20 protein-coding genes are annotated in these 24,151 nt (G+C 61.6%); 7 read left to right on the forward strand and 13 right to left on the reverse strand.

Translation table 11 applies throughout. The features are described from left to right. Positions 1-77: 77 nt before the first annotated feature. Positions 78-2,027, forward strand: a complete 1,950-nt coding sequence (locus GM79_RS12120) for a DUF3857 domain-containing protein (RefSeq protein WP_051718829.1) — start codon at positions 78-80, stop codon at positions 2,025-2,027. A 241-nt stretch (positions 2,028-2,268) separates the two neighbouring features. Here GM79_RS12120 and GM79_RS23060 read toward each other — a convergent pair whose 3' ends face one another. The 4 genes from GM79_RS23060 to GM79_RS12140 all read right to left on the reverse strand — a co-directional run bounded on the left by GM79_RS23060 (position 2,269) and on the right by GM79_RS12140 (position 9,628). Continuing rightward, positions 2,269-4,458, reverse strand: a complete 2,190-nt coding sequence (locus GM79_RS23060) for a beta strand repeat-containing protein (RefSeq protein ID WP_051718830.1) — start codon at positions 4,456-4,458, stop codon at positions 2,269-2,271. Positions 4,459-4,623: 165 nt separating this feature from the next. Beyond that, positions 4,624-6,138 (reverse strand): hypothetical protein, encoded by a 1,515-nt coding sequence (locus GM79_RS23065; RefSeq protein ID WP_051718831.1) that lies wholly within the window; start codon positions 6,136-6,138, stop codon positions 4,624-4,626. A gap of 391 nt (positions 6,139-6,529) precedes the next feature. Next, positions 6,530-8,728: a helix-hairpin-helix domain-containing protein gene (locus GM79_RS12135; RefSeq protein ID WP_081867727.1), complete on the reverse strand. Its 2,199-nt coding sequence runs from the start codon at positions 8,726-8,728 to the stop codon at positions 6,530-6,532. A gap of 33 nt (positions 8,729-8,761) precedes the next feature. Continuing rightward, positions 8,762-9,628, reverse strand: a complete 867-nt coding sequence (locus GM79_RS12140; protein WP_035564204.1) for a hypothetical protein — start codon at positions 9,626-9,628, stop codon at positions 8,762-8,764. 161 nt (positions 9,629-9,789) lie between these two features. On the opposite strand from GM79_RS12140, the gene GM79_RS12145 reads away from it, so the two are divergent. The 3 genes from GM79_RS12145 (at position 9,790) to GM79_RS12155 (ending at position 11,749) form a co-directional block, all read left to right on the forward strand. Further along, positions 9,790-10,524, forward strand: a complete 735-nt coding sequence (locus GM79_RS12145; RefSeq protein ID WP_035564206.1) for a M48 family metallopeptidase — start codon at positions 9,790-9,792, stop codon at positions 10,522-10,524. 47 nt (positions 10,525-10,571) lie between these two features. After that, on the forward strand, positions 10,572-10,793 hold the full coding sequence (gene yidD, locus GM79_RS12150) for a membrane protein insertion efficiency factor YidD (RefSeq protein WP_035564209.1): 222 nt from the start codon (positions 10,572-10,574) through the stop codon (positions 10,791-10,793). Positions 10,794-11,008: 215 nt separating this feature from the next. Next, positions 11,009-11,749, forward strand: coding sequence for a hypothetical protein (locus tag GM79_RS12155; RefSeq protein ID WP_152559976.1), 741 nt, complete (start codon positions 11,009-11,011; stop codon positions 11,747-11,749). Between the two features lie 73 nt (positions 11,750-11,822). Here GM79_RS12155 and lgt read toward each other — a convergent pair whose 3' ends face one another. From lgt to GM79_RS12190, 7 genes are all read right to left on the reverse strand, one after another. Beyond that, positions 11,823-12,749, reverse strand: coding sequence for a prolipoprotein diacylglyceryl transferase (gene lgt / locus GM79_RS12160; protein WP_081867728.1), 927 nt, complete (start codon positions 12,747-12,749; stop codon positions 11,823-11,825). A gap of 103 nt (positions 12,750-12,852) precedes the next feature. Further along, on the reverse strand, positions 12,853-13,161 hold the full coding sequence (locus GM79_RS12165) for a hypothetical protein (RefSeq protein ID WP_035564210.1): 309 nt from the start codon (positions 13,159-13,161) through the stop codon (positions 12,853-12,855). Then, positions 13,154-13,798 carry an RNA polymerase sigma factor gene (locus tag GM79_RS12170; RefSeq protein WP_235184054.1) on the reverse strand — a complete coding sequence of 215 codons (645 nt, stop codon included), beginning with the start codon at positions 13,796-13,798 and terminating at the stop codon, positions 13,154-13,156. Before GM79_RS12170 ends, GM79_RS12165 begins: the two co-directional genes overlap by 8 nt. A gap of 288 nt (positions 13,799-14,086) precedes the next feature. Continuing rightward, positions 14,087-16,006, reverse strand: a complete 1,920-nt coding sequence (nadE, locus tag GM79_RS12175; RefSeq protein ID WP_035564212.1) for an NAD(+) synthase — start codon at positions 16,004-16,006, stop codon at positions 14,087-14,089. A gap of 140 nt (positions 16,007-16,146) precedes the next feature. Further along, on the reverse strand, positions 16,147-16,872 hold the full coding sequence (gene rnc, locus GM79_RS12180; protein WP_035564214.1) for a ribonuclease III: 726 nt from the start codon (positions 16,870-16,872) through the stop codon (positions 16,147-16,149). Positions 16,873-17,086: 214 nt separating this feature from the next. Continuing rightward, a complete protein-coding gene (gene fabF, locus GM79_RS12185; protein WP_035564216.1) occupies positions 17,087-18,343 on the reverse strand; it encodes a beta-ketoacyl-ACP synthase II in 1,257 nt (418 codons plus the stop codon). 164 nt (positions 18,344-18,507) lie between these two features. Next, positions 18,508-18,744 (reverse strand): acyl carrier protein, encoded by a 237-nt coding sequence (locus GM79_RS12190; protein WP_035564218.1) that lies wholly within the window; start codon positions 18,742-18,744, stop codon positions 18,508-18,510. Between the two features lie 173 nt (positions 18,745-18,917). Here GM79_RS12190 and GM79_RS12195 point away from each other — a divergent pair, with 173 nt between their 5' ends. Both GM79_RS12195 and pyk read left to right on the forward strand, forming a co-directional pair. Then, positions 18,918-19,346, forward strand: coding sequence for an IPExxxVDY family protein (locus GM79_RS12195; protein ID WP_035564220.1), 429 nt, complete (start codon positions 18,918-18,920; stop codon positions 19,344-19,346). A 64-nt stretch (positions 19,347-19,410) separates the two neighbouring features. Continuing rightward, complete coding sequence (pyk, locus tag GM79_RS12200) at positions 19,411-20,850, forward strand: pyruvate kinase (protein WP_035564222.1); 1,440 nt, start codon at positions 19,411-19,413, stop codon at positions 20,848-20,850. A gap of 67 nt (positions 20,851-20,917) precedes the next feature. Here pyk and GM79_RS12205 read toward each other — a convergent pair whose 3' ends face one another. Both GM79_RS12205 and rpsT read right to left on the reverse strand, forming a co-directional pair. Then, a complete protein-coding gene (locus tag GM79_RS12205) occupies positions 20,918-22,474 on the reverse strand; it encodes a T9SS type A sorting domain-containing protein (protein WP_035564224.1) in 1,557 nt (518 codons plus the stop codon). Between the two features lie 177 nt (positions 22,475-22,651). Further along, positions 22,652-22,903 (reverse strand): 30S ribosomal protein S20, encoded by a 252-nt coding sequence (gene rpsT / locus GM79_RS12210; protein WP_035564226.1) that lies wholly within the window; start codon positions 22,901-22,903, stop codon positions 22,652-22,654. A 245-nt stretch (positions 22,904-23,148) separates the two neighbouring features. On the opposite strand from rpsT, the gene GM79_RS12215 reads away from it, so the two are divergent. Continuing rightward, the gene (locus tag GM79_RS12215; protein WP_035564228.1) at positions 23,149-24,135 is read left to right on the forward strand and encodes a YheT family hydrolase; all 987 of its coding nucleotides are present in this window, start codon (positions 23,149-23,151) and stop codon (positions 24,133-24,135) included. Positions 24,136-24,151: the final 16 nt, after the last annotated feature.

The following is a 24,151-nucleotide window of genomic DNA, read 5'->3' on the forward strand; positions in this document are numbered from 1 at the left end:
GCTCAGCATGACCGTCGATTTGATGCCTTTCTGTATTAATCAGGAACAAGCTCGATAATCAATTATCCTACTATCCCGTGAAAAATCTCCTACCCCTGCTTGCCGCGCTGCCCTTGAGCAGCTTTCTGTTGGTTACCCCGGCCGCGCCCGCGCCCAAGTATGCGGTGGCCGACATTCCGGCCGCGCTGCGCGAGGGAGCGCACGCGGTGTTGCGGGCCGATGACGAGGTGGTAACCGTGAAATCGGCGGGCCGGCTGGTGCACACCGTGCACCGGGTGGTGACGGTGCTCGACGCGGCCGGCGACGACCTGGGGCGCCATGCCGTGAGCTACGATGCCCTCAATGCCGTGAGCTACCTGCGCGGCGCCGTGTACGACGGCGACGGCCGCCTGCTACACCAGCTGCGGGCCGCCGAAATCCACGACCAGGGCATGGGCGACGCGGGCGGCAGCTTCATGACCGATGTGCGGGTGCGCTACGCCGACCTGCGCCAGCCTCAGGCACCCTATACCGTGGAATTCGACTACGAAGTGGTGTCCGACAATACCTTGTTTTACCCCAAATGGCAGCCCCAGGAAACCGAGGGCCTGGCCGTGCAAAGCGCCACGCTGCGCGTGATTACCCCCGCCGCGCTGCCCCTGCGCTACCAGGAGCGGCAGCTACCGGCCGGGGGCGCGGTGGCCCGCAGCACGGCCGGCGGCCTGGAAACCTACCAGTGGCAACTAGCCGACCTGCCCGCCGTGGAGGAGGAAGAAGCCGCCCCGCCCCTGGCCTACGCCACACCGGCCGTGGCCCTGGCCCCCGGCACTTTCGAGGTGCAGGGCCACAAGGGCTCGGCGGCCACCTGGCAAAGCCTCGGGCAGTGGAACTACGAGCTGAACGCGGGCCGCGACCAGCTGCCGGCCGCCACGCTGGCCAAAGTAACCGCCCTGGTAAAAGACGTGCCCGATGCCCGCGAGCGCGCCCGGCGCATCTACGAGATGCTTCAGAGCAGTACCCGCTACATCTCGATACAGCTGGGCCTGGGCGGCTGGCAAACCTTTCCGGCCAGCTCGGTGGCCGGCAATGGCTACGGCGACTGCAAGGCCCTGAGCAACTACACCAAGGCCCTGCTGACGGCGGCCGACGTGCCCTCCTACGTGGCCCTGGTGGGGTCGGGCAACGACAGGCCCGACCTGCGCGCCGACTTCCCCAGCTCGCAGTTCGACCACGTTATTTTGTGCGTGCCCCCGGCCAAAGGCAGCCGCGCCGATACCCTGTGGCTGGAATGCACCAGCCAGACCGACCGGTTCGGCTACATGGGTAGCTTCACCGGCAACCGCCACGCCCTGCTGCTCACTCCGGAGGGCGGCAAGCTGGTGGCCACGCCCCGCTACGGGGCAACTGAAAACCGGCAGGTGCGCCGCATCGACTTGTTCTTGGACGCCGTGGGCAGCGCCACGGCCACGGCCCGTACCCTGCGCACCGGCCAGGACCAGGACTTTTACGCCCAGCTCCTGCACGGACTTGGCCCCACCGAGCAAAAAAAGTACGTGACCGACCAGCTCCGGCTGCCCACCTTCACGCTCACTAAATTCAACTTGGCGGCCACGCCGGCCAGCCCCGTGCCGGGCGTGGTGGAAACCCTGGGGCTGTCGCTGCCGGGCTTTGCCATGCCCAGCGGCAAGCGCGTGTTCGTGACGGCCAACCTGCTGAGCCGCCTGCCCGCCCTGCCCGCACAAATAGGCGAGCGCAAAGCCCCGGTGTGGCTATCCGATGCTTGCCTGCACGCCGACACCGTGCGCCTGCACCTGCCCGCTGGCTTCCGGGCTGAAACTCTGCCCGCCGCCGTGCAGCTCAGCACCGCCTACGGCACCTACGCCAGCCACTACCTCGCCCTGCCCGATGGCACGGTCCAATACATTCGCCGCCTCGAACTCAAGCGCGGAAAGCTACCCAGCACCGCCTACGCGGGCTACCTGGACTTCCGCCGCAAAATCAGCATCGCCGACAAAGCCCAGGTAGTGCTGCTGAAACTGGAAAGCTGAGTCAGCCACAGTTTGCTGAAATGGGTAAGGTTGGCGGCCGGGCGGCGAAACTGCTGTTGCTTAAAACCCTGACAAATCTTGCGTGCAAGCTTCATGGCAGCCCTTGCAAAAGACTTGGCCACGGCCCGCCTCCCGGACCTCGATGAAAAAGCGGCACGGCGCCGCAACAAAACGCCCCCGGCCAGCGCGGCCGGGGGCGTTTTACCGTGGTGTCCGACCGATTATGGGATGAAGGCGCGGCCTACTGAATCACGGTCAGGTAATAGTTACCGGCTGCCACGTTGATACTACTGCCAGTGCTGTTGGAGAACTTGACTGTCACGGTACCGGGGCTGCTCACGCGGGCGTAGCTGATGTTGGCGCCGTTCACCAGGTCGTTGGCGGGCGAGATGGCGACCGTGGCGCCAATCACGGCATTGGGTACGGCAAAAGTGACGGTAACGGCGCTGTTGGTACCGATGGGACCGATGGCCGTCTTGAATACGGTGGCCTTAATTACGCTGGCCAGTACCGTGCCATTGGTGCCTAGTTTAAAGTCCCCGTCCACATCGAGCCGGGCGCTGGGGCTGGGGGTGCCAATGCCCACGTTGCCATCGCCGCCAATGCGCAACAGCTCCACGGAAGTCCCGCTGTCATTGCCCCGATAAAAAATATGGTTGTAGCTGGCGCTGGCCACCTGGTAGCGCAGGGTGTTAGGGTCACTGCCAAAGCCCAGAAACTGGTGGTCGTTGTTATTGGCTTCAAACAGCACCAACTTGCGGTTGGCGTCGGTGTTGGCCAATTGCAGCGGGGCGTGGGGGGCGGTGGTGCCGATGCCCACGCTGCCCCCCACGAAACCGTTGCCGCTGATGTTGAAGTTGGACGCAGCCTGAAGGGTAGTCTGGTTCTGAATAAAGCTGGCGCTGCCGGTGCTGCTGCTCAGGTTGCCCAGGGCATCGGTTTGCACTACGCCGGCCGTGGTGAGGCCCCGCAGGCGGGTGCTGCCGTTCACGTCGAGCAGCGCGGTGGGGCTGGTGTTGAGGCCAAAAAAACCGTTATCAATAAAGCGGGCCCACTCCGTAACCGCGTCGCCCGTGGTCACCCGGCCGAAACGAATGCCGGCATCGCTGCCACCAGTACCCTTCTGGTTGAGCAGCCAGCTGGAGCCGTCGCCGCCCAGGCGGTTCCATTGCAGGTAAGCGCCCTGGCTGCCAACGGCCGTGGTGCCGACGGCTTGCAGCGATTTGGCCACGGCGCTGCCGCCAATGGTCCCGTCGCCGCTGATGTTGAAGTTGGACATGGCCTGTTGGGTGGTGCCGTTCTGGATAAAGTCGGTGCCGAAGGCCGTGGTGGCGGTGCTGCTGCTCAGGTTGCCCAGGGCATCGGTGGTCACTACGCCGGCCGTGGTCAGGCCCCGCAGGCGGGTGCTGCCGGCCACGTCGAGCCGGGCGCTGGGGCTGGTGATGCCAACGCCCACGTTGCCCCCCACGAGGCCGTTGCCGCTGATATTGAAGTTAGACGAAGCCTGCAGGGTGGTACCGTTCTGAATGAAGTTGGTGCCGAGACTGGTGGCGAGGGCGGCGAAGGTGGTGGTGCCCAGAACCCCGGCGGCGGAGTTGGTCACGATGCCGTCCGTGTTCAGGCCCGGTAGCGCCACGGTGCCGTTGTCGCGCCCGATGCTAACGATGCCAGCATTATTACCGGTGCCGATGTTGGTAACGGCAGTGGTAGTGTTGTTGGTGTTGATGCTGGTGGTTCCGTTAATGGTAGTTGTACCTGTGATTCCGGTGGTGCCCCTCACCGTATTGGTGCCGTTGGTGCGCCCGATGCTCACGTTGCCCGTGCCGCTGCCAGTACCGATGCTCACGGTGCCCGCGCCGCCGCCAGTACCGATGTTGGTGACCGCGCCCCCGCTGGTACCAATGTTGGTAACCGCGCCACCGGTGGTACCGATGTTGGTAACCGCGCCACCGGTGGTACCGATGTTAGTAAGCGCGCCCCCGCTGGTGTTGATGTTGGTGGCTCCGACGATGGTGGTGGAACCTAGCGTGGCGCTACCAGCCGTGAGCAGGCCGCCCACCGTGCCGGCCCCGCTGATGTTATAGCCCGCGGTCTGGGCACTGGTGGTCTGGTTCTGGATGAAGTTGTCGCTGCTGGCACTGGCCGTGGTGAGCTGCTGCCAGGCCGCCCCGTCGTAGTAGTAATAGCCGGGCGTGCTGTTGGTCTGAAAGATGATGAGGCCAGTGGCCGGGCTGGCAATGAGCCCACGCTCGCCCACCGTCAGGCGGGGCAGCAGGATTCCCTTGGTGCTGCTTACGATGTCAAGCGCCGCCGAGGCATTGGGGGCGGTAGTGCCGATGCCTACGCCGTTCTGGGCGCGGGCCGTCAGGCCGCCAACAGTAAGAAAAGCGAGCAGCAAGAGCCCGCGCCGGGGAATAAAAAATTGCTTCATCTTGAAGGGAATGAATAAGGTGAAAATGTTGGGGCAGGCGCTTACTGATATCGGGCAGGACTTCTTGGTTGTTTGAGTTTTCGGGGGGTTATGGGTGGTTGGCTTTAAGGCTTTCTGATGTATCAGGCCCAAAAAAGCAGAACTGAAGAGTGCAGTGGCCGGCGCCTACTCCACCACGCAACGGGTGGTGAAGCGGCCAGCAGGGCCGGCGTAGCGCAGGAAATAGGCCCCGGTAGCCAGTCCGGCCATTGGCACCTCACCCTGGGCGCGACCATCAAGGGCTATGGTGCCCATTAGCTGCCCGACAACGCTCAGTATTTCCAGCGTTCCCGCCTCAGCCGGGCCGGTGTAGAGGTAGCGGACTGCCTGCCCGCTGGCCACGCGGGTGGGGTAGACCACAAAGCCAGCGGCCAGGGGCGCGAGGCCCACCGAGCGCACGGGCGAGTAGCTCACCTCCCCGCTCACGTCGGTCTGGCGCAGGCGGTAGTAGAGCAGGGTGGCCCCGGCCGGCAGCCGGTCGTCGAGCAGGGCGTAATCGTGGCGGGCGGTGCTGTTGCCGGCCCCGGCCACGCTGCCGATGGCGGCGAAGTTGCGGGCATCGCGGCTGCGCTCCACCGTGAAGCCGGCGTTATTCAGCTCCGTGGCGGTGGCCCAGCTCAGGCGCACGGCGGCCAGCCCCTCGGCACGGGCCGTGAAATCGAGCAGGGTTACGGGCAGCGGGCTGGCCGCGTTGCTGACGGTGAAGCGATTCAGGGTGCCGAAGCTGGCCGTAATGCTGCGGCCGCTGGCATCGGTTTCGGGGCCGTGCAGGGCCCAGGGCTGTCCGTTGGCGGTTTGCCCGTAGATGCGGGCCTGGGTGAAGCCGCTCATCCCATTGTCATCGTCGGCCAGCCAGCTCAGGGTGAGCTGCACGGGGGCGTTGGCGGCGGGCTGGGTGGTCGGAACCACGGTCCAGATGCGGTCGATGCCCTTGTAGATATTACTGGCCAGGTTTACGCCCCGGCTCACGTTGTCGGTGAGCAGGCCGGCGGTGCGGGTAATGGCCACGGTGCCCAGGGCGGAGCCGGGGCTGAGGCTGGCCCCGTGGCCGAAGTCAACCAGCCCGCTATTGACGGCGTTACGGGTGATTTCGAGGCTTCCGAGCACGTAGCGGCCCGTGGCCTCCCCGGCGAGGGTAGCGCCGTGGGGCAGGCGCAGGGTGCTGATGGTGGACCCGTTCTTGGTATTGAGCAGGCCGTTGGTCAGGGTCAGGTTGCTGGTCAGGGTCAGGTCGCCGGCCAGGTGCAGGGTGTTGGCGCCGGCCGTGGTTTTATTAAGGAGCACCTGATAAAGGGAAGCACCGCCGGAGGTCAGGAGCTGGTCGGCGGTACCGGTGAAGCTGACGGGGCTGGTACCGGGGGAGAGCGTACCGGCATTGGTGAAGTCGCCGCGCACTTCAACGGTGCCGGTGCTTAAGTTAAGTGTACCGCCGGCTTGGTTGGTCAGGGCGCCATCGACGCGCAGGGTCCCGGTATTGGTGAGGGAGCTGCCCGCTTGGTTTATGAAGCCGCCGGCACCCACGAAAAGGGTAGCACCAGCCTCGACGGTGATGGCGGCCCCGGCATTAGTCAGGTCCTGGGCAGCGGCGGAACCGCTCAGCAGCAGGCCCGCGCCGAAAAAGAGGGGAAACAGGTGTTTCATACAAACATTGATTAGGGTGCGAAAAGCACTGATGAAACTTGTGCAAAACCAAGACTCAACAAATGTTTTACATAGAAACCGGAGTAAGTGAGTTCATCAACTACCATCGCAAAAAAGCCACTCAGGGCAATTAGTGCGCGTGATGAATGGCCTGACCGACAGCGCTGGCAAGTGACCGCAATGATACCCGAGCCAGACAATGGCATGTAGTATTTTTCATAGAAAAAATACTACATGAAAAAGCTTTCCTGACCCTCTCTTTTGGTTTCGAAAGAAAATATAACAGGATGAAATTACTATAGAATTTCAATTAAACACCATAGCGTTTAATAATTTTTTATTATCCCCCGTTAAACTATGGCTAATCCGCGTTGAGGCCTTGAAACGTGCCCTAAAACTTCACCCGCATCTGGGCTTTCACCTCGCCGCGCAGCGGGCCCTGAATGGTTTCCAGGCCTGAGCCGACGGTGGTTTGGTAGCGGTAGCGCGTCTCGGCGTAGCGGAGCCAGAGGGTAATGGCGCGATTCACGCGGACTTCGGCGATGCCGTAGACGCGCGTGCCCTGGCCGTAGAGGGCCGGAATGGATACCGCCAGCAGCACGTCCTGCTCATACACGTACTGGCGGGTGTCATAGTCGTCGGAATCGAATAGGGAGTAGCGGGCCGTGAGCCTGAGCACGGAGTTGGGGCGGTAGCTCAGGTCCTGGGCCAGCACGTAGCCCCGGCGCCAGGCCCGGCCGTCGTCGTCGCGCAGGCGCGAGGCTTGCACGCGGGTGCGCAGCTCCAGGTTGGGGGCCGGCGCGGTATTGTAGTACAGCAGCACGCTTTGGCGCAGCTGCTCGCCGGGCAGCGGCACCGGGCGGGTGGCACCGTCGGCGGGCAGGTCGCGGGGTTTCAGGCGCTGGCGCAGCTGCACATAAAGCAGGTTGGTTTTGCTGGGCGTGAAGGCCAGGCGCAACAGGGCGTCGTGGCCGTCGGTGGGGGCGCTGGCCCGGTAGCGCAGCCACGGAAAGCTAAACTGGTCGTAGTAGGCCGACACTTCCCAGCGGGCCACGGGACGCACTTTCAGGCCCAGGTACACCCCGGTTTCGTTGATGTTGCGGGTGTTTTCGCCAAAGGCGTTGCCGTAGATGGTGTGGAAATTCCGGTCGTAGTGCCGCACCAGCACGGCCGCGTCCACCGTGGGGCCAAGGCTGGCTAGCAGGCCGTTCACGGTGCCCAGCCCCCCGCTGCTGCTGCGGGCCGACTCGCCAAACAGCAGCAGGTTGCGCCACACGTAGCTGTAGTTCACCGACAGCGCCAGGTTTTGCTTGCCGCTCAACTCGAACCGGTTGTAGGGCTCGGCCCGCCGGAGCAGCGCCGTGCCGTAGTGCGTGAACACGCCGGTGGCCGCCACGGCCAGGTTGCCACTGCGGCTGGTGTAGCCCAGGTTGCCGCCGCCCACGGTTTCGGCCAATTGGTGGCGGTTGGCCAGCTCCGAGGCCGTGCGGTGAAACCCGGTCAGGAGCAGGCCCGACGTAAACTCGTCGAACTGCGCCAGCGAATCCTGGGCTTGCTGTAGGTTGGCATCCACGTTTTTGTGCGACACGAAGCCGGTGGCCTGCACGGTGGGCGCCACCTGCACCGTGGCCGCCCCCCCCCGAAAAAACGAGTTTTCGAGCAGCGATGAATACGCCCGCACGCCCACCGACGAGCGGCGCAGCGTGGTAATCGTTTCGGCCCCCTTGCCCACGCCCAGGCCCGACGAGAGCAGCAGCCCCTGCCCGAATTGCAGCTGATAGTCGCCCAAAGCCAGCGTTTTCAGCCGGCCCCGCTCCTGCACCAGGAAGTGCGCCGACACGTAATCGGCGCCGAACTGACCATTTTTGGGGTTCCAGGTGAGCTGTTCGCCGGCATCTTTTTCCAGTGAAAAGCCCAGGCTGAAATCCTTGGTGTGGCTCACCCGGTAGCGTATCAGCATCTTATCGGGCGAGCCGAGGTAGCGCGTGGTGGGCCGGCCCTGAAAGAGCGTGGGCGGCGTGTAGCCCTGGCGCTGCTGCAGCACCCGCTCGTAGCGCAGGTACAGAGCGTTGTTTTCTTCGCGGGCAATGCGCTGCCACAACGAGCCACGGGCCGCGTTCTGGCTGCCACTCAGCACGCTCATAAACGGCAAAATGCGGTTTATCGTCCGCAAGTCGTAGCCCTCGATGCTTTGCAGCTCATACACGCTCAGCAGGTCGCCATTGGCCTCGCGGTGCCGGAGCAGGGTCGTTATCTGGTTTTCAGTCAGCAGCAGCAGCGACCGCAGCTCCTCACGAGTAGCAGTGTTGAGGTTGATGGGCGTCTGATAATATTGAAGCAGCGTTTCGTATAGGTCCTCGTACGGCACCTGGTCCGATTGTATTTCCGCGAACAGCTCCTGCGTGAGCCGGTCCAAATCGGGCGCCCGCCGGATATAATCCTGAGCTTGGGTATAATTAGTAATCAGTAATTGAGAATTAATAATTACCAGAAGAAATAAAATGCGCTTATAATTGCAAATCAGCAGATTATAAACCTGATGAATTAAATTATTAATCAGCAAAAAACTGAGCGTAACGAGTTTTTTCATTCTTAATTACTAATTGTTAATTACTAATTAAAATTAATTTCCCCAGGATTTACTCACGCTCAGGTGCTGGCTGAAGCCCAGGGATTGCTGAAAAGCTGCCGCGTAATCAATTTGAAACGCACCGGCCAGCACGCCGATGCCCGCGCTGGCCTGCTCCGTGGCGGTGGCCAGCCCGATGCGGGCCGCCAGCGCGGGCACCGGCCGGTACTCCAGGCCGGCCTTGAAGTTGGCGACCCGCTCCACGTCCTTTTCGGTTTCGACCACCAGCAGCACCTGCGCGGTGGGGCGGTAGGCCAGGCCGGCCTTGAGCACAGTGGGCACCCGCTCGTCCTGGTAGCTGGCCAGTTGGGCCTGGTTGAGGTTGTAGAGCGAAGCACCGAAGCTGAGCCGCCGGGGAATAACTTCGATTTGGCCGCCCAGGGTGCCCAGCAGCACGCGCCGGCTACCCAGCCCCTCAATGCTCACTTGCAGCATATCGACGCGCCCGCCCAGGCTGATTTGCCCGAAGCGGTAGCCGTAGCCGGCCCCCACCCGGGTTTCGTTGTAGAGCTGGCCGCCAAAGCGCTGCGCCTCGAACGCCACCACGCCGTGACGGGCCCAACTGGGGGCCACGGCTGCGGCAGGCACCTCGCCGGCCACAACGGGCGCCACCCCAATGCGGCCCAGCGGCAGGGCCACTGCCAGGCCCCCCACGTTCAGGGCAGAGCTGAAATAGCGGTTTTCGGCGTAGAAGCCCACTGTGGGCCGCTGCATCTCGCCCAGCCCGGCCGCGTTGTTGCCCATGCTCCATACCTCGCCGGCCAGCGCCACCGAGGCGTTGCCCAGCGCGGCCGCACGCGCGCCCCGCACCCCCGGCCCATTGCTTTGGGCCACGGCCGAAGCCACCGGCAGCAGGCTCAAACAGCCCAAAAAGAATCGAAAAATTGAAAGATAGCGGGGTAAATAGTGTTGCATGCCGGGAAGGTAACATGCTGCTGGCAAATGGCTGAGGTTTGGGCCGAAATTATTTTACCCCGCTCGGGGGTTACTCATTCAGGCCCCATTGCCGAACTTGCCAGCCCATGCCCCGCTCCTTCTCTGCCGCGCCGCGCCGCGAAACCCTGCTCTACAAAAACCAACCCCTTAGCTACACCCTCGTCTTCCGGTCGCGGCGCACCATTGGCTTTGCCGTGCGGCCCGATGGTAGCGTGCAAGTGAGCGCCCCGGCTGGCCTGCCGGCCGAGTGGGTAGCCCAGCAGGTGTTAAAACGGGCCGACTGGATTCTGAAACATCAAGCCACTTTTGCGGCCCGCCCGGCGCCCGCTCCCACGCGGCACTTCGATGCCGGCAGCGTGCATTACTACCAGGGCCAGCCCTTGCGGCTGCGCTTTATGGCAGCGCCCCGCCCCGATGTTGCCGTTGTGGGCGAGGACTTGCTGGTTTATTCGCCCAGCCCGCTCTCCACAGCCCAAACCGAAGCACTGCTCCTGGCCTGGTATGCCCGCCAGGCCAGCCAGCACTTTGCCGAGTCGCTGGTGCGCGTGTGGCCGCGCTTTGCCGAGTTTGGCCTGCTTCGGCCCACGCTGGTGGTGCGCCAGATGCGGACGCGCTGGGGCAGCTGCACGCCCCGCTCGGCCCGCATTCGCCTCAGCCCCGAGCTGGTGCGGGCCCGCCCCGAGTGCCTCGACTACGTGCTGCTGCACGAGTGCTGCCACCTGCTGGTGGGCGACCATTCCAAGGCTTTTTACGACCTGCAAACGCGGCTTATGCCCGACTGGGAGCGGTGGAAGGACGAGCTGAATGCCTTGCCCAGGTAGCAACCTCAGTAATTCAGCTTCTCAAATTCAGCTTTTAAATTTCTGCCATGTCCCGGTTGTTTCGTGCCTTTTTCCTTGGTCTGGTCTGGTTCTACCGGCACTTTATTTCGCCGCTCACGCCGGCCAGCTGCCGCTACACGCCCACCTGCTCGGCTTATGCGGCCGAGGCCATCACCAAACACGGGCCGTGGCGCGGCGGGCAGTTGGCATTGCGGCGCATTGCCCGCTGCCATCCGTGGGGCGGCCACGGCTTCGACCCCGTACCCTAGTGCTTTGGGCGCGTATAGACAGGATTCATTCTCTAGCTTAGCAATTCCGAATTTTAATGCATTTTAGCTCCATCCTGCCTGCGGCCTTAGCCGTTCTCCTTACTTCTACTGCCTGCTCGGAAGTTAAAAGCAGCGAAAATTCTACTGGTGAACAGACTGGCAAATCCCAAGAGGAGAACAAGGAATCGCTCGAAGACCGACTTACTGATGCTGCCGTGCCCGGCCTACGCCAGGTGGGGCTGCTCGAGGGCGTATCCGAAAGCTCGGGCCTGGCCCCTGGCCCGCAACCGGGCAGCTACTTCACGTTTGGTGATAATGGCAATAAAGCCATTCTTTACCAGATAAACGACTCGGGCGGCGTCATGAATAAAGTGAAAGTAGAGGCCAAAAACCACGACTGGGAAAGCCTGACCCGCGACCCACAGGGCAACTATTTCATCGGCGACTGCGGCAACAACGGCTCCAACCGCCGCAACCTGCGCCTGCTGCGTCTGAACCCGGCCACGCCGCAGCAGGTGGGCGAAATCAACTTCACCTACGCTGACCAAGACGAGTTTCCACCCAAGAAAAAGCAGCGCAATTTCGACTGCGAGGCCACGCTCTGGCACGAAGGCCAGGTGTGGCTCTTTACCAAAGACCAGCAGGAAAAGTCCAGCAACGTGTACACCGTATCCGACCAGCCCGGTACGCACACCGCCAAACGCGTGGGCAGCATCGCTATTCCGGGGCAGGTAACCGATGCCGCCCTGAGTCCCGGCGGGCGCCGGCTGGTCCTGCTCGGGCGGGAAGAGCTGTTTGTACTGGAGGGTGGTTCGTGGGCCGAGATGCTCAAAGCCACGCCCCGCCAGATTGACCTCAAAGGCGCCGGCCAAACCGAAGGCGTTGCTTTCAAAGATGAAAATACGCTGGTTATCAGCACTGAACAAGGTAACCTGTACGAATTCACGCTGCCGTAGCCAACTGGCCATCGCGCCGAAAAAAGGCCCGCTTGGTTTGCTCCAGGCGGGCCTTTTCAGGTGGTTGAGGCACTTATTTTTTGGGGGCGGGCACGGCCGGCAGCGTGGTTACCGGGTCGCCTTCGCGGCCCAGGTCGCGGGGGGCGTAGCCGTAGGGATTCTGCGGGTCTTTACCGGCCCGCCACAGCACCCAGATACCGATAAAAATCAGCGGAATACTTAGCAGCTGGCCTTGGTTGAAAAGGTTACCATCCTCGAAAGCCACCTGATTTTCTTTGAGGTACTCGCCCAAAAACCGCTGGGTGAAGAGCAGCACCACAAACAGGCCAAACAGCTGCCCGCGTGGCGTGCGCTCCTTGGTACGGTTCCACATGAAGTAGAGCAGAATGAGCAGGAACACGCAGAAAATAGCCTCGTAGAGCTGCGTGGGGTGGCGCGGCACGGCCACGCCCTGAATTAAATGCTCGGTATCGCGGGGGAAAATAAAGGCCCACGGCACGTCGGTGGGCTTGCCCACGATTTCGGAATTCATCAGGTTGCCGGTGCGGATGCAGGCGCCGCCCAGCGCCACCACAATCACAATCCGGTCGAGCACCCACAGATAATCAAACTTGTTGTTGCGGGCAAACAGCCAGCAGGCCAACAAGATACCAATGGTAGCACCGTGGCTGGCCAAACCGCCCTGCCAGATGCGAAACACCACCATGGGGTCGGCCATCAGCGCATCGAAATCATAAAACAGCATGTGGCCCAGCCGGGCACCCACGATGGTACCAATCAGCATGTAGATGGTAATCACATCGACCCACTGCGGCGACGTGCGCTCCGAGCGATAGATGTGGGTGAGCACGAACGTACCCACCACGAAGGGCAGCATGAAAAACAGCCCGTACCAGCGCAGCGTAATCGGCCCCAACTGTGTACCAAATACCGTCCACGGACCAAAAGCGTGAATGATGGGGTCGACGTCCCAATAAATAGAAGCGAGAAATGGCAACATGCGGCGAAGGAATTAAATAAGGCTCAAAGGTACTGCGACCGGTGAACTTGATGGTTTTTGATGATAACAGCGACGCCAGGCAGCGCGCTGGTTGGCAGTTTGGCTACTGCGGATGAGAACGTAGCGGGGACGCTGCGGCCGGGGCAGTAGCAGGAGTAGCGGCCGGTGCCGGGCGCAAAGCCCCAACATCGCCGCTGAGTACCAGCATTATCACGCCGAGCAGCGCCGCGTAGGCCGGACGGCGCATCCACACGGGCACGGCCCGGCCCGGAGTAGTGGGGCGGCCGGCGAGCCGGGCGCTTACCCGGTTATAAAAGAACGGGCGGGGCTGCCCTTGCGCCTGGTCGTGCAACTGGCGCACCAGGTCTTCCCATTCCTGCTCGGGAGTGGGGCGAAATGCAGAATCAGACATAGCGAAGGTGGGGTTGAATGTGTTTGCGAAGCGTTTGCCGGGCGCGGAATAGGAGGGATTCCACGGCGGGCACGGTGGTTTGTAGCACCGCCGCTATTTCGTCGTAGCTCAAGGCCTGCTCGTGGCGCAGGGTGAAGGCCACCTGCTGCTGGTCGGGCAGCCGGGCAATGTGGGCGAGCAGAAGCTGGAGCTGCTGTTGGCCTTCGAGCAGCGCCTGCGGGTGGGCGTGGTCGGGCGGCTCGTGCAGCACGTCGTTATCGAAGCCCAACAGGCTGGTGAAGTAGGCGAAGCGCTTTTTGGTCTGAGCCTTGCGGCGGCTTTTCAGCGCCCGCGAAGTAGTCAGCCGGTAGAGCCAGGTCGTTAGCGAAGCGTCGCCCCGAAACCGGGCAATGGTCTGGTAAACCTCCACAAATACTTCCTGGGCCACGTCTTCCGCTTCTTCGGGGGTGCGCAGCAAGGAAAAGGCCGTGCGGTAAACCCGGTCCTGGTACCGCGTCACCAACGTTCGGAAGGCGACTTCGCTGCCCGCCTGCAACTGCGCCACCAGGTCAGCCTCAGCATCTGCCATTCCAGCATCAGGCAAGGGAATACTGGCCGGCAAATCGGGCACCAAAAGTAGCGGAAGGGAGTAAGCCACGAAAGAACGAGCAGCAGGGTGAGTGAAGGCCAGCCCCGGCGCGGTTTCGGCCGGGGCTACAAAGCATAAGGCCCCAACTGCCGGGAAAACTTGCGCGGACTTGTGCTTTTATTTTTTTATGCGCACTGCCTACGCGCCGCACAAACTGAAGCAGCTGCCTAGTAGGTAGCCATTAGCTACAAGGCTTGTTCCTAAATACGGAAAAGCATAAAACTGACGGTCATGCTGACCTTTCTTTATTGATTTCTGCTTATTCGGAAACAAGTCTTGTAGCTTAAAGCTCCCCAATTACAATGCCGCCAGCTCGGCCGCGAAGCCGCCGCTGAGAATGGGGAAACGCAGCCACGAGCGCGGGTCCACGTTGTAGTCGTCGAGGTGGAAGCTGGGGGCGTAGCGCTCACGCTTCCACTGGTTGCGGCTCCAGAGGTTGTAGAAACGGCGCACATAGGTTTTCAATTGCTCGTGGTCGAAGCCAGTCGCTTCGGTTTCCAGCGTGGCCAGCACCTGGCGCGGGCTCAGCCGGTCGTAGAAGGCCAGCCGTTCGATGCGGTTGAGCAAGGTGTAAGGCATGAGGTCGCGCTCGTCGGTTTGCTGGTCTTCCAGGGGGCGCAGCTCGGCGGTGGGTTGCAGGGCGTTTACGTGGCGCAAGGCGGCGTAGCCCAGCTCGGTTTCGGCCCAGCGTAGCCACTTTTTTACGAAGTCTTTATCTACGCCCGCAATGGGCGAGATGCTGCCGGCCGTGTCGCCGTCCATGGTGCAGTAGCCCACGCTGGCCTCCGAGCGGTTGGAGGTGGTGATGAGCAGGGCGTTCAGCACGTTGGCCAGCAGCCAGATGCCGGGCGCCCGCACCCTGGCCTGAATGTTTTGCAGGGCCAAATCATCGGTTTGCCAGGTCAGCTCCCGGCCCAGCGCGCCCTGAATTTTGCCCACGTAACCAGTCACTTCCGCGTCGATGCCCCAGTTATGAAAACGGGCGCCAATGCTCTCGGCCAGCTCTTGAGCGGAGTTGAGCGTGTCGTCCGAAGAATTCACGGTGCCCTGGTAGGCGCAGGTGAGCAGCTGCCGCACCAGTTGCTGGTTGTCGGTCAAAACCGAGGCTTCGGAGGTGGCCGGCGCGGCATCAACTACCTGCGCCGCCGCACCGCCCGCGCCAGTTTGCAGCACTACTTTTTCAACCTCAGGAAAGCAGCCGCTGCGGCGCTTAAACGATTCCATTCCCAGCTCCTCCACGCCCAGCCGCACCATTTCGGCCACGCCCACGGCGCAAAAGCTGGAGTCGGCCCCGCCACTCAAACTCAACACGAAGCCGCTGGTGCGGGACTTGCGCAGGTAGTCGAACAAGCCCAGGCTCATGGCCTGGTTCAGCTCCTTATACTCATCAGGCGCGGGCAGGGGCACGACTTCAGCCGGCGCTAGCTCCGCGTCAAAATCCACGTCTATCCACTCCAAATCAACTTCCTTGAAGCTCAGCAGCTGGTTACGCAGCAGCAGGTGGCCGTTGCGGGCCACCATAATTTCGCCATCGAAAATAATCCGGCCCGACTCGTTGCCCAGCAAGTTGGCGTAGAGGTAGGTGCAGTTGAAGGTGCGCGAAGCTTTGGTCACCAGCTGGTAGCGCACGTCGGTTTTGCTCATGGCAAAGTGGCTGGCCGAGGGGTTCACAATCAGGTCCACGCGGCCCACCAAGCGGCAAGCGGGGCGCACATCGTCGGGCCGCCAGGCATCTTCACAAATCTCAAAACCAAAACGCACGCCCTGGTGCTCAAAAACCAGGTCGCCCAGCTGCCATTCCTCGCCTTCCCACTTTACGGTTGTGGTTTCGCCCGCCACCCAGGGCGCAAAAAACCGGGTTTCGTAATGCACGCCGTCGTTGGCCAGAAACTGCTTGGCCGCGAAGCCCAATATTTCGCCATCGCGCAGCACCGCCGCCGTATTATACGTCCGGCCGCTGAGCCGCACTGGCAGGCCCACCACCACGCAAATGCCGTGCGTCCAGGGCCGCACGGTTTGCAGGTGCGTCAGCGCGGCTTCAGGCATCCAGTCGCTCAGAAACAGGTCCTCGCAGCCGTAGCCGGTCAGGCACAGCTCGGGCAGGCACAGCAGCTCCACGCCCGCCGTTTTGGCCTGAGCTATGGCCGTTTCGATATTGCGAAGGTTGTTCTCCCAGTCGATGGGAATCTGATTGAGGGCGGCTCCGGCAATACGCATGGGTTGTAGGGTATGAGGGTAAGCGGGTGGGAGGGAAAGAAGCAGAAACAGTCGTGATAAAAACGTTGCGGGTACCGGCGTTTGCAGCGGCAAGGCCCTCCTACCCACACACCCTCAAACCCTCCTACCCTGATTCACCCCTAACTTACGCCCAGCGACGTTAGCGCGCGTTCAGCGGCCAGCTGCTCCGCTTGCTTCTTGCTCAGGCCCATGCCGGTAGCCACCACTTCCTCATCCAGCAGCACCGTGGCCGTAAACTCCATCATGCCGCCCGGCCGGGCTTCCCCGGTGAGGTCGTAGCGGAGAGTTTTGCCCTGGCGCTGGGCCCATTCCACCAGCTTACTCTTGAAATTGGCCGTGGTGGTGGTGAGCGTGTGCACGTCCACAAAGCCCTTCACGAGGCGGGTGAGCACAAATTTACGGGCGGCCTTGTAGCCCAAATCCAGGTACACGGCGCCCACCAGTGCCTCCAGGGCATTGCCGTTCACGGAGCGCGAGCGGGCGGCGCGGCCCTGCGCTGTGTCTAGCTGCACCAGCTTGTCGAGGCCCAGTTTGAGGGCGATGCCGTTCAGGCTTTCGCGGTTTACGATGCGCGAGCGCATTTCCGTCAGGAAGCCCTCCTGCTCGTAAGGGTACTTCCGAAATAAGTATTCGGCCACCACGGTGCCCAGCACGGCATCGCCCAGAAACTCCAGCCGCTCGTTGCTTTGGTGGCGCCCCAAAGCGGGCTGTTGCCGCACCGCCGACGAGTGCGTGAAGGCCAGCCGGTACAGCTTCACATTGGTTGGCGTGAGGCCCGTCACCGTGCTGATTGCCTGACGAAAGGCTTTATCCGAACCAAAAAAACGGGAAACGAAACCGAGCATGAATCACTGATTGTCGCTGACTAACCGTGATTTTGCTGATTATAGTCAGCTAATCAAGTCAAGCCTGACGAAGGAAATAGGGTGGCGAAGTGGCGGCCTCAAAAATCAGCGAAATCACAAATAATCTGGAACAATCAGTGATTAAGCTTTCGAGGAAACAGGGTGGCAAATGGCAGCCTCAGAAATCAGCGAAATCACGGTTAATCCGCAACAATCAGTGATTAAGCTTCCGGAAAATTACTGAGGTGTTGTGGCCGCCAAAACCGAAGGTGTTGCTCATGGCAATGCGCACGTCGCGCTCCTGGGCCACATTCGGCGTGAAGTTCAGGGCCTGGTTGATTTCCGGGTCGGGCGTGTGCAGGTTGATGGTGGGCGGCACCAGACTATGGTGCATGGCCAGCAAGCAGGCCACGGCTTCTACGCCGCCGGCTCCGCCCAGCAGGTGGCCGGTCATGCTTTTGGTCGAGGAAATGTTGAGCGTTTCGGCAAACTCGCCGAACACCTTCTCAATGGCTTTGATTTCGGCCCCGTCGCCCAGCGGCGTGCTGGTGCCGTGGGTGTTGATGTAGTCCACCTCACCGGCCGTAATCTGGGCGTCGCGCAAGGCGTTCTGCATCACCAGCACCACGCCGCTGCCGCTGGGGTCGGGCGCGGTGATGTGGTAGGCGTCCGACGACATGCCGCCACCAATCAGCTCAGCATACATTTTGGCGCCGCGAGCCTTGGCGTGCTCGTACTCCTCAAGCACCAGCGCACCCGCACCTTCGCCCAGCACAAAACCGTCGCGGTCCTTGTCGTAAGGGCGCGAGGCCGAGGTGGGGTCATCGTTGCGCTCGCTCATGGCCTTGAGGGCGTTGAAGCCGCCCACGCCCGATTCGGTGATGGCTGCTTCGGAGCCGCCGGTCACCATCACATCGGCCAGGCCGAGACGAATGTTGTTGAAGGCCGCAATAATGGCATCGTTCGACGAGGCGCAGGCGGAGGTGGTGACGTAGTTGGGACCGCGAAAGCCGTTTTTGATGGAAATGTTGCCCGACGAGGAGTCGGCAATCATGCGCGGAATGAAGAAGGGCGAGTAGCGCGGTGTACCGTCGCCACGGCCAAAGGAAATGCACTCCTCCTGCAACGATTTCAGGCCACCGATGCCGGAACCCCAAATCACGCCCACCCGGTCCTTGTCTACGCCGCTTTCCAGAATGCCGGAATCGGCAATAGCTTCGTCGGCGGCCACCACCCCAAACTGGGTGAAAAGGTCCATTTTACGGTGCTCCTTGCGGTCGAAGAAATTATCGGCCTCGTAGCCTTTCACTTCGCAGGCGAAGCGGGTTTTGAACTTGGCCGGGTCGAAGCGGGTGATGGTGGCGGCGCCACTTGTGCCCGAGCGCAGGCCCTCCCAGTAAGCTACGGCAGTATTGCCCAGCGGTGTAATGGCCCCAAGGCCGGTAACGACAACCCGTCGGATGGACGACATAAGCAAACGCCAATGGCGCGAAAGATGAAGCAGGATAAAACAGCAAAACCGGCCGGCGGCGGGCCGGCCGGTATGCGCAGAACTACTTGTTCGTGCCCACCGAAACGCAAAATCTGGTCAACGTAATTCGTTCAAATTCTGCGTTTCGGTGGGCGATGACAAAACTATTTAGCGTGCTCCTCGAGGTAGCTGATGGCTTGGCCCACGGTACCGATGTTTTCGGCCTGGTCGTCGGGAATGCTCACGTTGAACTCTTTTTCGAACTCCATAATCAGCTCGACGGTGTCCAGCGAGTCAGCACCCAGGTCGTTGGTGAAGCTGGCTTCGGTGGTTACCTCCGAGGCTTCAACGCCCAGTTTATCAATAATAATGGCCTTTACTTTTTCTGCGATTTCAGACATCTCCGTGGGGTTTAGGGAAAACTACGGCGCAAAGTAACGAGAGATTTCCCAACTAACCCATGCCCGCGCTTCCCAATTGCGGGTATAAGATTATGGCGGCGGGTCTGGCAGCGGCCCCCGGCAAGCCGTAGCTTTGCCCCTGTCCGCCCGGCGGGCGCCCCATCCGTGGCCTTATGAAGACCTTCATTCTTGACGTTGACTACGAGTGCGACTTTGCCCTGTTTGGGCTCGTGAGCAGCTCCCGCGACTACACTCTGGCCTGGACCCTGAACCGGGCCCTGCGCCTGCGCCTCATCAAGCAGCCCGAGCTGCTGCTCAACCTGCTCAGCCGGGGCCGGCTGGTGTTTACGCACTACCTGCACGCCACCGAAACGCTTACTTTTCGACTGCTGCGCAACCGCTCCATTGCGCCCTCTAACTTAAAAAAGCCTTTCTTAGCGCCTGATATTAAGGAGTACGACTATTTGCTGGCCGTGAGCAACGGCTGCGGCGCCTTCGCCGACGAGGAATTGCTGCAACAGCTCGCGGCGCTGGACGCCGTGCAGTACGTGTGTCAGTTCGACCCCAACACATTGAAATACAAGGAAAACCTGCTGCTCTAACTTAAATTCGTAACTCCCCTGCTTTTCAAGAAGGGGAATTTTTTTGTCATTAAATCGCCAATTCATGGAAAATCGTTCTGCATTCAACAAAACTAAAATCGTGGCCACGGTTGGCCCGGCATCTAATACCTACGAACGGCTCGGCATGCTTATTCGCGAGGGTGTGGACGTGTTTCGGCTCAACTTCTCGCACGGCTCGCACGAAGACCATTTGTCGGTCATCAACACGGTGCGGCGGCTGAACAAGGACCTGCGCACCTCGGTGGGCCTGCTTCAGGATTTGCAGGGGCCCAAAATTCGCCTTGGCGAGGTGGAAGGCGGCGGCGTGGAAATCAAGGCCGGCGATAAAATCAAGCTCGTGTGCGGCGAAAAGGAAATCAGCACGGCCACGCGCCTGAGCACGATTTATATGGGGCTGGCCCGCGACGTGAAAGCCGGCGACATGATTTTGATTGACGACGGCAAAATTGAGCTTAAGGTGCTGGCCACCGACCGCGAACAGGAAGTGGACGTGGAAGTAATTTACGGCGGCCTCGTGAAGCCTCGCAAAGGCATCAACCTGCCCGACTCCGAAGTGTCGGCCCCGAGCATGACGGAGAAGGATATCGAGGACCTGGCGTTTGGCCTGGCCAACGACGTGGACTGGGTGGCCCTGAGCTTTGCCCGCAAAGCCGATGACATCCTGTTCATCAAAAAGCTGATTGCCGAAGCCGGCAAGAAAACCCGCGTCATCGCCAAGATTGAAACGCCTGACGGCCTGCGCAACATCGACGAAATCATCGCCATCACCGATGCTGTGATGGTGGCCCGCGGCGACCTTGGCGTGGAAGTGAAGATGGAAGAGGTGCCAATGGCCCAGAAAATGATTATTGCCAAGTGCAACGCCGCCGGCAAGCCCGTGATTGTGGCCACCCAGATGATGGAGAGCATGATTACGGCCCCGCGCCCCACCCGAGCCGAAACCAGCGACGTGGCCAACGCCGTGCTCGACGGTGCCGACGCCGTGATGCTCTCGGCCGAAACCGCCGTGGGCGCCTACCCTGCCGAAGTTATCCGCTCCATGGTGGGCACGATTCTGAGCGTGGAAAACAACAGCCCGCAGCTCTTCCACAAGTGGTGGCCCATCGACTCTGACACCACCCATTTCATGGCCGACAGCGTAATTTCGGCCGCCTGCCACTTGGCCAAAAACACGGGTTCCAAGGCCATCACCGGCATGACGCACCATGGCTACACCGCCTTTCAGCTGGCCAAATACCGCCCCAAAGCCAATATCTTCGTCTTCACCGACAACCGGCCCTTGCTCACGGTCCTGAGCCTGGTCTGGGGCGTGCGCAGCTTCTATTACGACCGCCTCATCAGCACCGACAGCACGATTACCGACATCCGCTACGTCCTCACCACCACCGGCCACCTCGTGGCGGGCGATGTTTTCATCAACACCGGTTCCATGCCCATTCAGGAAAAGGGCAAAGCCAATATGGTGAAGGTGAGCGTGGCGTAGGCTTCCAGCTTTTTGTATAAAAAAAACGCCTGTTTCCGGCTGGAAACAGGCGTTTTGCATAAATCACCTACTGCTTATTCAGGCGGAAAGTGGCAGTAGCTCCGGCCGCGTCTTGCAGGCGGACTACGTACACGCCCACCGGCTGGCCCGCCAGGGGTACCAGCACCGCCTGCTGGCCGGGGCGCAGCGCAGTGGCCCACAGGCGGCGGCCCAGCGCGTCCAGCAGCTCGACGCGGGCGCCGGAGCGGGCAGAAGGGGCGTTCAGTTTCAGGGTGACCGTTTCCGCCGCCGGGTTGGGGAAGAGGCTGGCAACGGCAATGGCCGGCGCCACCCGAACGGGCAGCAGCGTGGCGAAGCCGACCGGCGAGCCGCACACCAACGGAGTGCCCGCGCCGCGCCGGTAATACACCAGCTCCGTTTGCCTGGTTCGCACATCGCCCATGCCCGCCGCTGGCCCGAGATACTGGTTCCAGGCCAGGGCATCCAGGCCGGGCGCGTAAGTAACGTCCGGGCCGCTGTCGGGGCGCTGGTATACCCGCTGATAGGGCAGCCACGTACCGCTGCTGAAGCAGTTTCCAAGGGAGTTATCGCGCAATCCCCCACCAACAAGGTAGGCTTGCGGAGCGGTGAAAAGCGGGTCGGGCCGGTACTCGCCGCTGAGCAGGCCCAGCGCCGGAAACTGGGGCGAGCGGCCGGTTAGCGTGGAGAAAGCCATACGTCCCGTTTGCACGGGCTCGGTGCTGATACCAGCAGCAGTGCCGCAGCCGGTGCCACCTAAATTCTGCTGCTGTATTTGCTGTTGGTAGCTGATAATGAGGCTATCGGCCCGCTCCTGCCGGGTCAGAATGCGGCGCAACGTGTAGCGCCGCAAGCAAACAGGCGGGTTGAAGTAATTGAACGGCTCGAACACATACCCCAATTCATCGCCGGCCCGCATCGCAAACAAGGCCAACGGATTGTAGGGCGACTGCGCCACCGCCACCGGCAAGGCCGCCAGCAGCGGCGCACTCGCCGTAGTACCGGCATGCGCACCGCCCAGCCAGGGCGTAGCCGCCACCAGCCCATAACTGCGGCTCAGGGTGAAGGCCACCAGGGAAGCGCCCGTGGTAGCCGTGCCAGCGCGCAGCTCAATCGTAACCACCGAGTCTGGCACGCCCGGCAGCACCGCCAGAAAGCTCCGCGCCTGCACAGTAGCCGTGAGCAGGGGCACGGTGCTGGCTACCCAGCTTTGCCCCACGGCCACCCGCGGATAGATGCGGAGACTGCTGGCCGCTTGCACGTTGGGCTGCGCGTCAGCCTCAAACACGTAAAAGCCTTGGCCTGGCGTCCAGCGCAGGCGCGCACCAAAAAGGTTGTTGCGGCTTTTGGCGTATCCGCCGGCGACGGGCGTGCCCACGGACTGGCGCATCAACCGGTTGAAGGTGTATACGGAGTCTCCACCGGCCGTTTGGTAGGCCGAATCGACTCGCAGCGTGTGCGTGGCGTCGGTACCATTCTGCAGGGCGTAGCTGTAAATTAATCCCGGCCGGAAGGGGCCCCAAATCTGCTGGGCGCCCGCATTTAAACCATTGAACAGCAGAAATAGGACCAATAGGGGCCGTAACCGGCGGTAGGTGTGTTTCATTGCCAGGGTAGGTTGGGTTGGAAAGTGACCCGGAAGGTACGCCCCGGCCCGCGGCCCGGCAACTTACCGGTTCCGAACGCAAAAAGCCTCACCCGTTGCGGAGTGAGGCTTTTTGTTAAGAGCGTAGAACCAGACCTTGGGGCGGCGCAGTCTGGCCCTACTAAACTCGTCTCGCACTTAGAGCGCGTTGACGAGCTTTGTCAGCTTGCTTTTGTTATTAGCAGCTTTGTTCTTGTGGATGATGTTCTTTTTGGCCAAACGGTCCAACATCGAGGTCACTTTTTTCAGCAGCTCCTGAGCGGCCGTTTTGTCGGTGGCAGCGCGCAGCTTCTTGATGGCCGTGCGGGTGGATTTGTGCTGGTAACGGTTCAACACGCGCTTAGCTTCGTTGCTGCGGATGCGTTTGAGGGCCGACTTATGGTTTGCCATGAGTTGGAATATATGAGAGCGTTATGCTTGAGTTCTGTGTTTGGGAGGGCAAAGGTACGAAGCTGACCGGCAATATCAAACCATGAAATCAAAAATATTGAAAGCCCCCTGAAACAACTCGTCGGAACACTTTTATACGGTCGTCAAATCAACCCAAAATTAGTATGCATGCCGATTATGTGCGAGCTTTACTCCGCTCCCCTTGCCACCCATCGCGCAGTTGCCCCACCTCTTCTATTTGCGCCATGCCTCTTGTAGCCAACTCCCGGTACCAACCGCCATTTTACCTCTTTAATGGCCATTTGCAGACGATTGTGCCCAGCTTGTGGCGCACGGTGCCCGAGGTGAGCTACCAGCGCGAACGGCTGGAGCTGCCCGACGGCGACTTCCTGGACCTGGACTGGAGCCGCCTGCCCGCCATGCGCCCCACCGATGGGGTTGTGGTTGTGTCGCACGGCCTCGAAGGCGACGCTTCCCGGCCTTACGTGCGGGGCATGGTGCGCGCCCTCAACCGCGCCGGCCTCGACGCCCTGGCCTGGAACTACCGTAGCTGCGGTGGCGAGATGAACCGCCTGCTCCGCTCCTACCACCTCGGCGACACCGACGACCTGGACCTGGTAGTGCGGCATGCGTTGGCCACGGGCCGCTACCAGCGGGTGTACCTGGTGGGCTTCAGTGCCGGTGGCAACGTGACACTGAAGTATTTGGGCGAGGCGCCGACGCATGTGCCCACCGAAGTGAAGCGGGCGGCCGTGTTCTCGGTCCCGACCGATTTGCGGGCCAGCTCGGTCCACATCGGCCGGCTCCAGAACCAGGTATACATGCGCCGCTTTCTGAAATCTCTGCGCCTGAAAGTGCGCGCCAAGGCGGAATTACTGCCCGGTCAGGTAGACCTTTCGGGCATTGAAGAGCTGCGTAATTTCGAGGAGTTCGACAGCCGCTACACCGCGCCCATGCACGGTTTCGACTCCGCCGAAGCCTACTACAAGCACGCCAGCTCCGGGCGCTACCTGAGCGGCATTCGGGTGCCGGCCCTGCTGGTGAATGCGCAAAACGACCCGTTTCTGCCGGCCTCCTGCTTCCCGCGCGAGCTGGCTACCAATTCCCCGTTTGTGTTTCTGGAAACGCCCCCGGCCGGCGGCCACGTCGGCTTTCCCGAAGGCTCTCCCGATGGCGAATACTACTCGGAGCGCCGCGCGGTGGAATTCCTGACGGCGGAAGTGCCGGCGTAGGCGCCCTATACAGAAC

The organism is Hymenobacter sp. IS2118, assembly GCF_000715495.1.
Classification (GTDB): Bacteria; Bacteroidota; Bacteroidia; order Cytophagales; family Hymenobacteraceae; genus Hymenobacter.

Excerpts from the sequence above, each read along its gene's own strand:
- GM79_RS23060 (WP_051718830.1), bottom strand. The coding sequence starts at position 4,458 with ATGAAGCAATTTTTTATTCCCCGGCGCGGGCTCTTGCTGCTCGCTTTT.
- GM79_RS23065 (WP_051718831.1), bottom strand. The coding sequence starts at position 6,138 with ATGAAACACCTGTTTCCCCTCTTTTTCGGCGCGGGCCTGCTGCTGAGC.
- GM79_RS12135 (WP_081867727.1), bottom strand. The coding sequence starts at position 8,728 with ATGAAAAAACTCGTTACGCTCAGTTTTTTGCTGATTAATAATTTAATT.
- GM79_RS12145 (WP_035564206.1), top strand. The coding sequence starts at position 9,790 with ATGCCCCGCTCCTTCTCTGCCGCGCCGCGCCGCGAAACCCTGCTCTAC.
- yidD (WP_035564209.1), top strand. The coding sequence starts at position 10,572 with ATGTCCCGGTTGTTTCGTGCCTTTTTCCTTGGTCTGGTCTGGTTCTAC.
- lgt (WP_081867728.1), bottom strand. The coding sequence starts at position 12,749 with ATGTTGCCATTTCTCGCTTCTATTTATTGGGACGTCGACCCCATCATT.
- GM79_RS12165 (WP_035564210.1), bottom strand. The coding sequence starts at position 13,161 with ATGTCTGATTCTGCATTTCGCCCCACTCCCGAGCAGGAATGGGAAGAC.
- nadE (WP_035564212.1), bottom strand. The coding sequence starts at position 16,006 with ATGCGTATTGCCGGAGCCGCCCTCAATCAGATTCCCATCGACTGGGAG.
- rnc (WP_035564214.1), bottom strand. The coding sequence starts at position 16,872 with ATGCTCGGTTTCGTTTCCCGTTTTTTTGGTTCGGATAAAGCCTTTCGT.
- fabF (WP_035564216.1), bottom strand. The coding sequence starts at position 18,343 with ATGTCGTCCATCCGACGGGTTGTCGTTACCGGCCTTGGGGCCATTACA.
- GM79_RS12190 (WP_035564218.1), bottom strand. The coding sequence starts at position 18,744 with ATGTCTGAAATCGCAGAAAAAGTAAAGGCCATTATTATTGATAAACTG.
- GM79_RS12195 (WP_035564220.1), top strand. The coding sequence starts at position 18,918 with ATGAAGACCTTCATTCTTGACGTTGACTACGAGTGCGACTTTGCCCTG.
- pyk (WP_035564222.1), top strand. The coding sequence starts at position 19,411 with ATGGAAAATCGTTCTGCATTCAACAAAACTAAAATCGTGGCCACGGTT.
- GM79_RS12205 (WP_035564224.1), bottom strand. The coding sequence starts at position 22,474 with ATGAAACACACCTACCGCCGGTTACGGCCCCTATTGGTCCTATTTCTG.
- rpsT (WP_035564226.1), bottom strand. The coding sequence starts at position 22,903 with ATGGCAAACCATAAGTCGGCCCTCAAACGCATCCGCAGCAACGAAGCT.
- GM79_RS12215 (WP_035564228.1), top strand. The coding sequence starts at position 23,149 with ATGCCTCTTGTAGCCAACTCCCGGTACCAACCGCCATTTTACCTCTTT.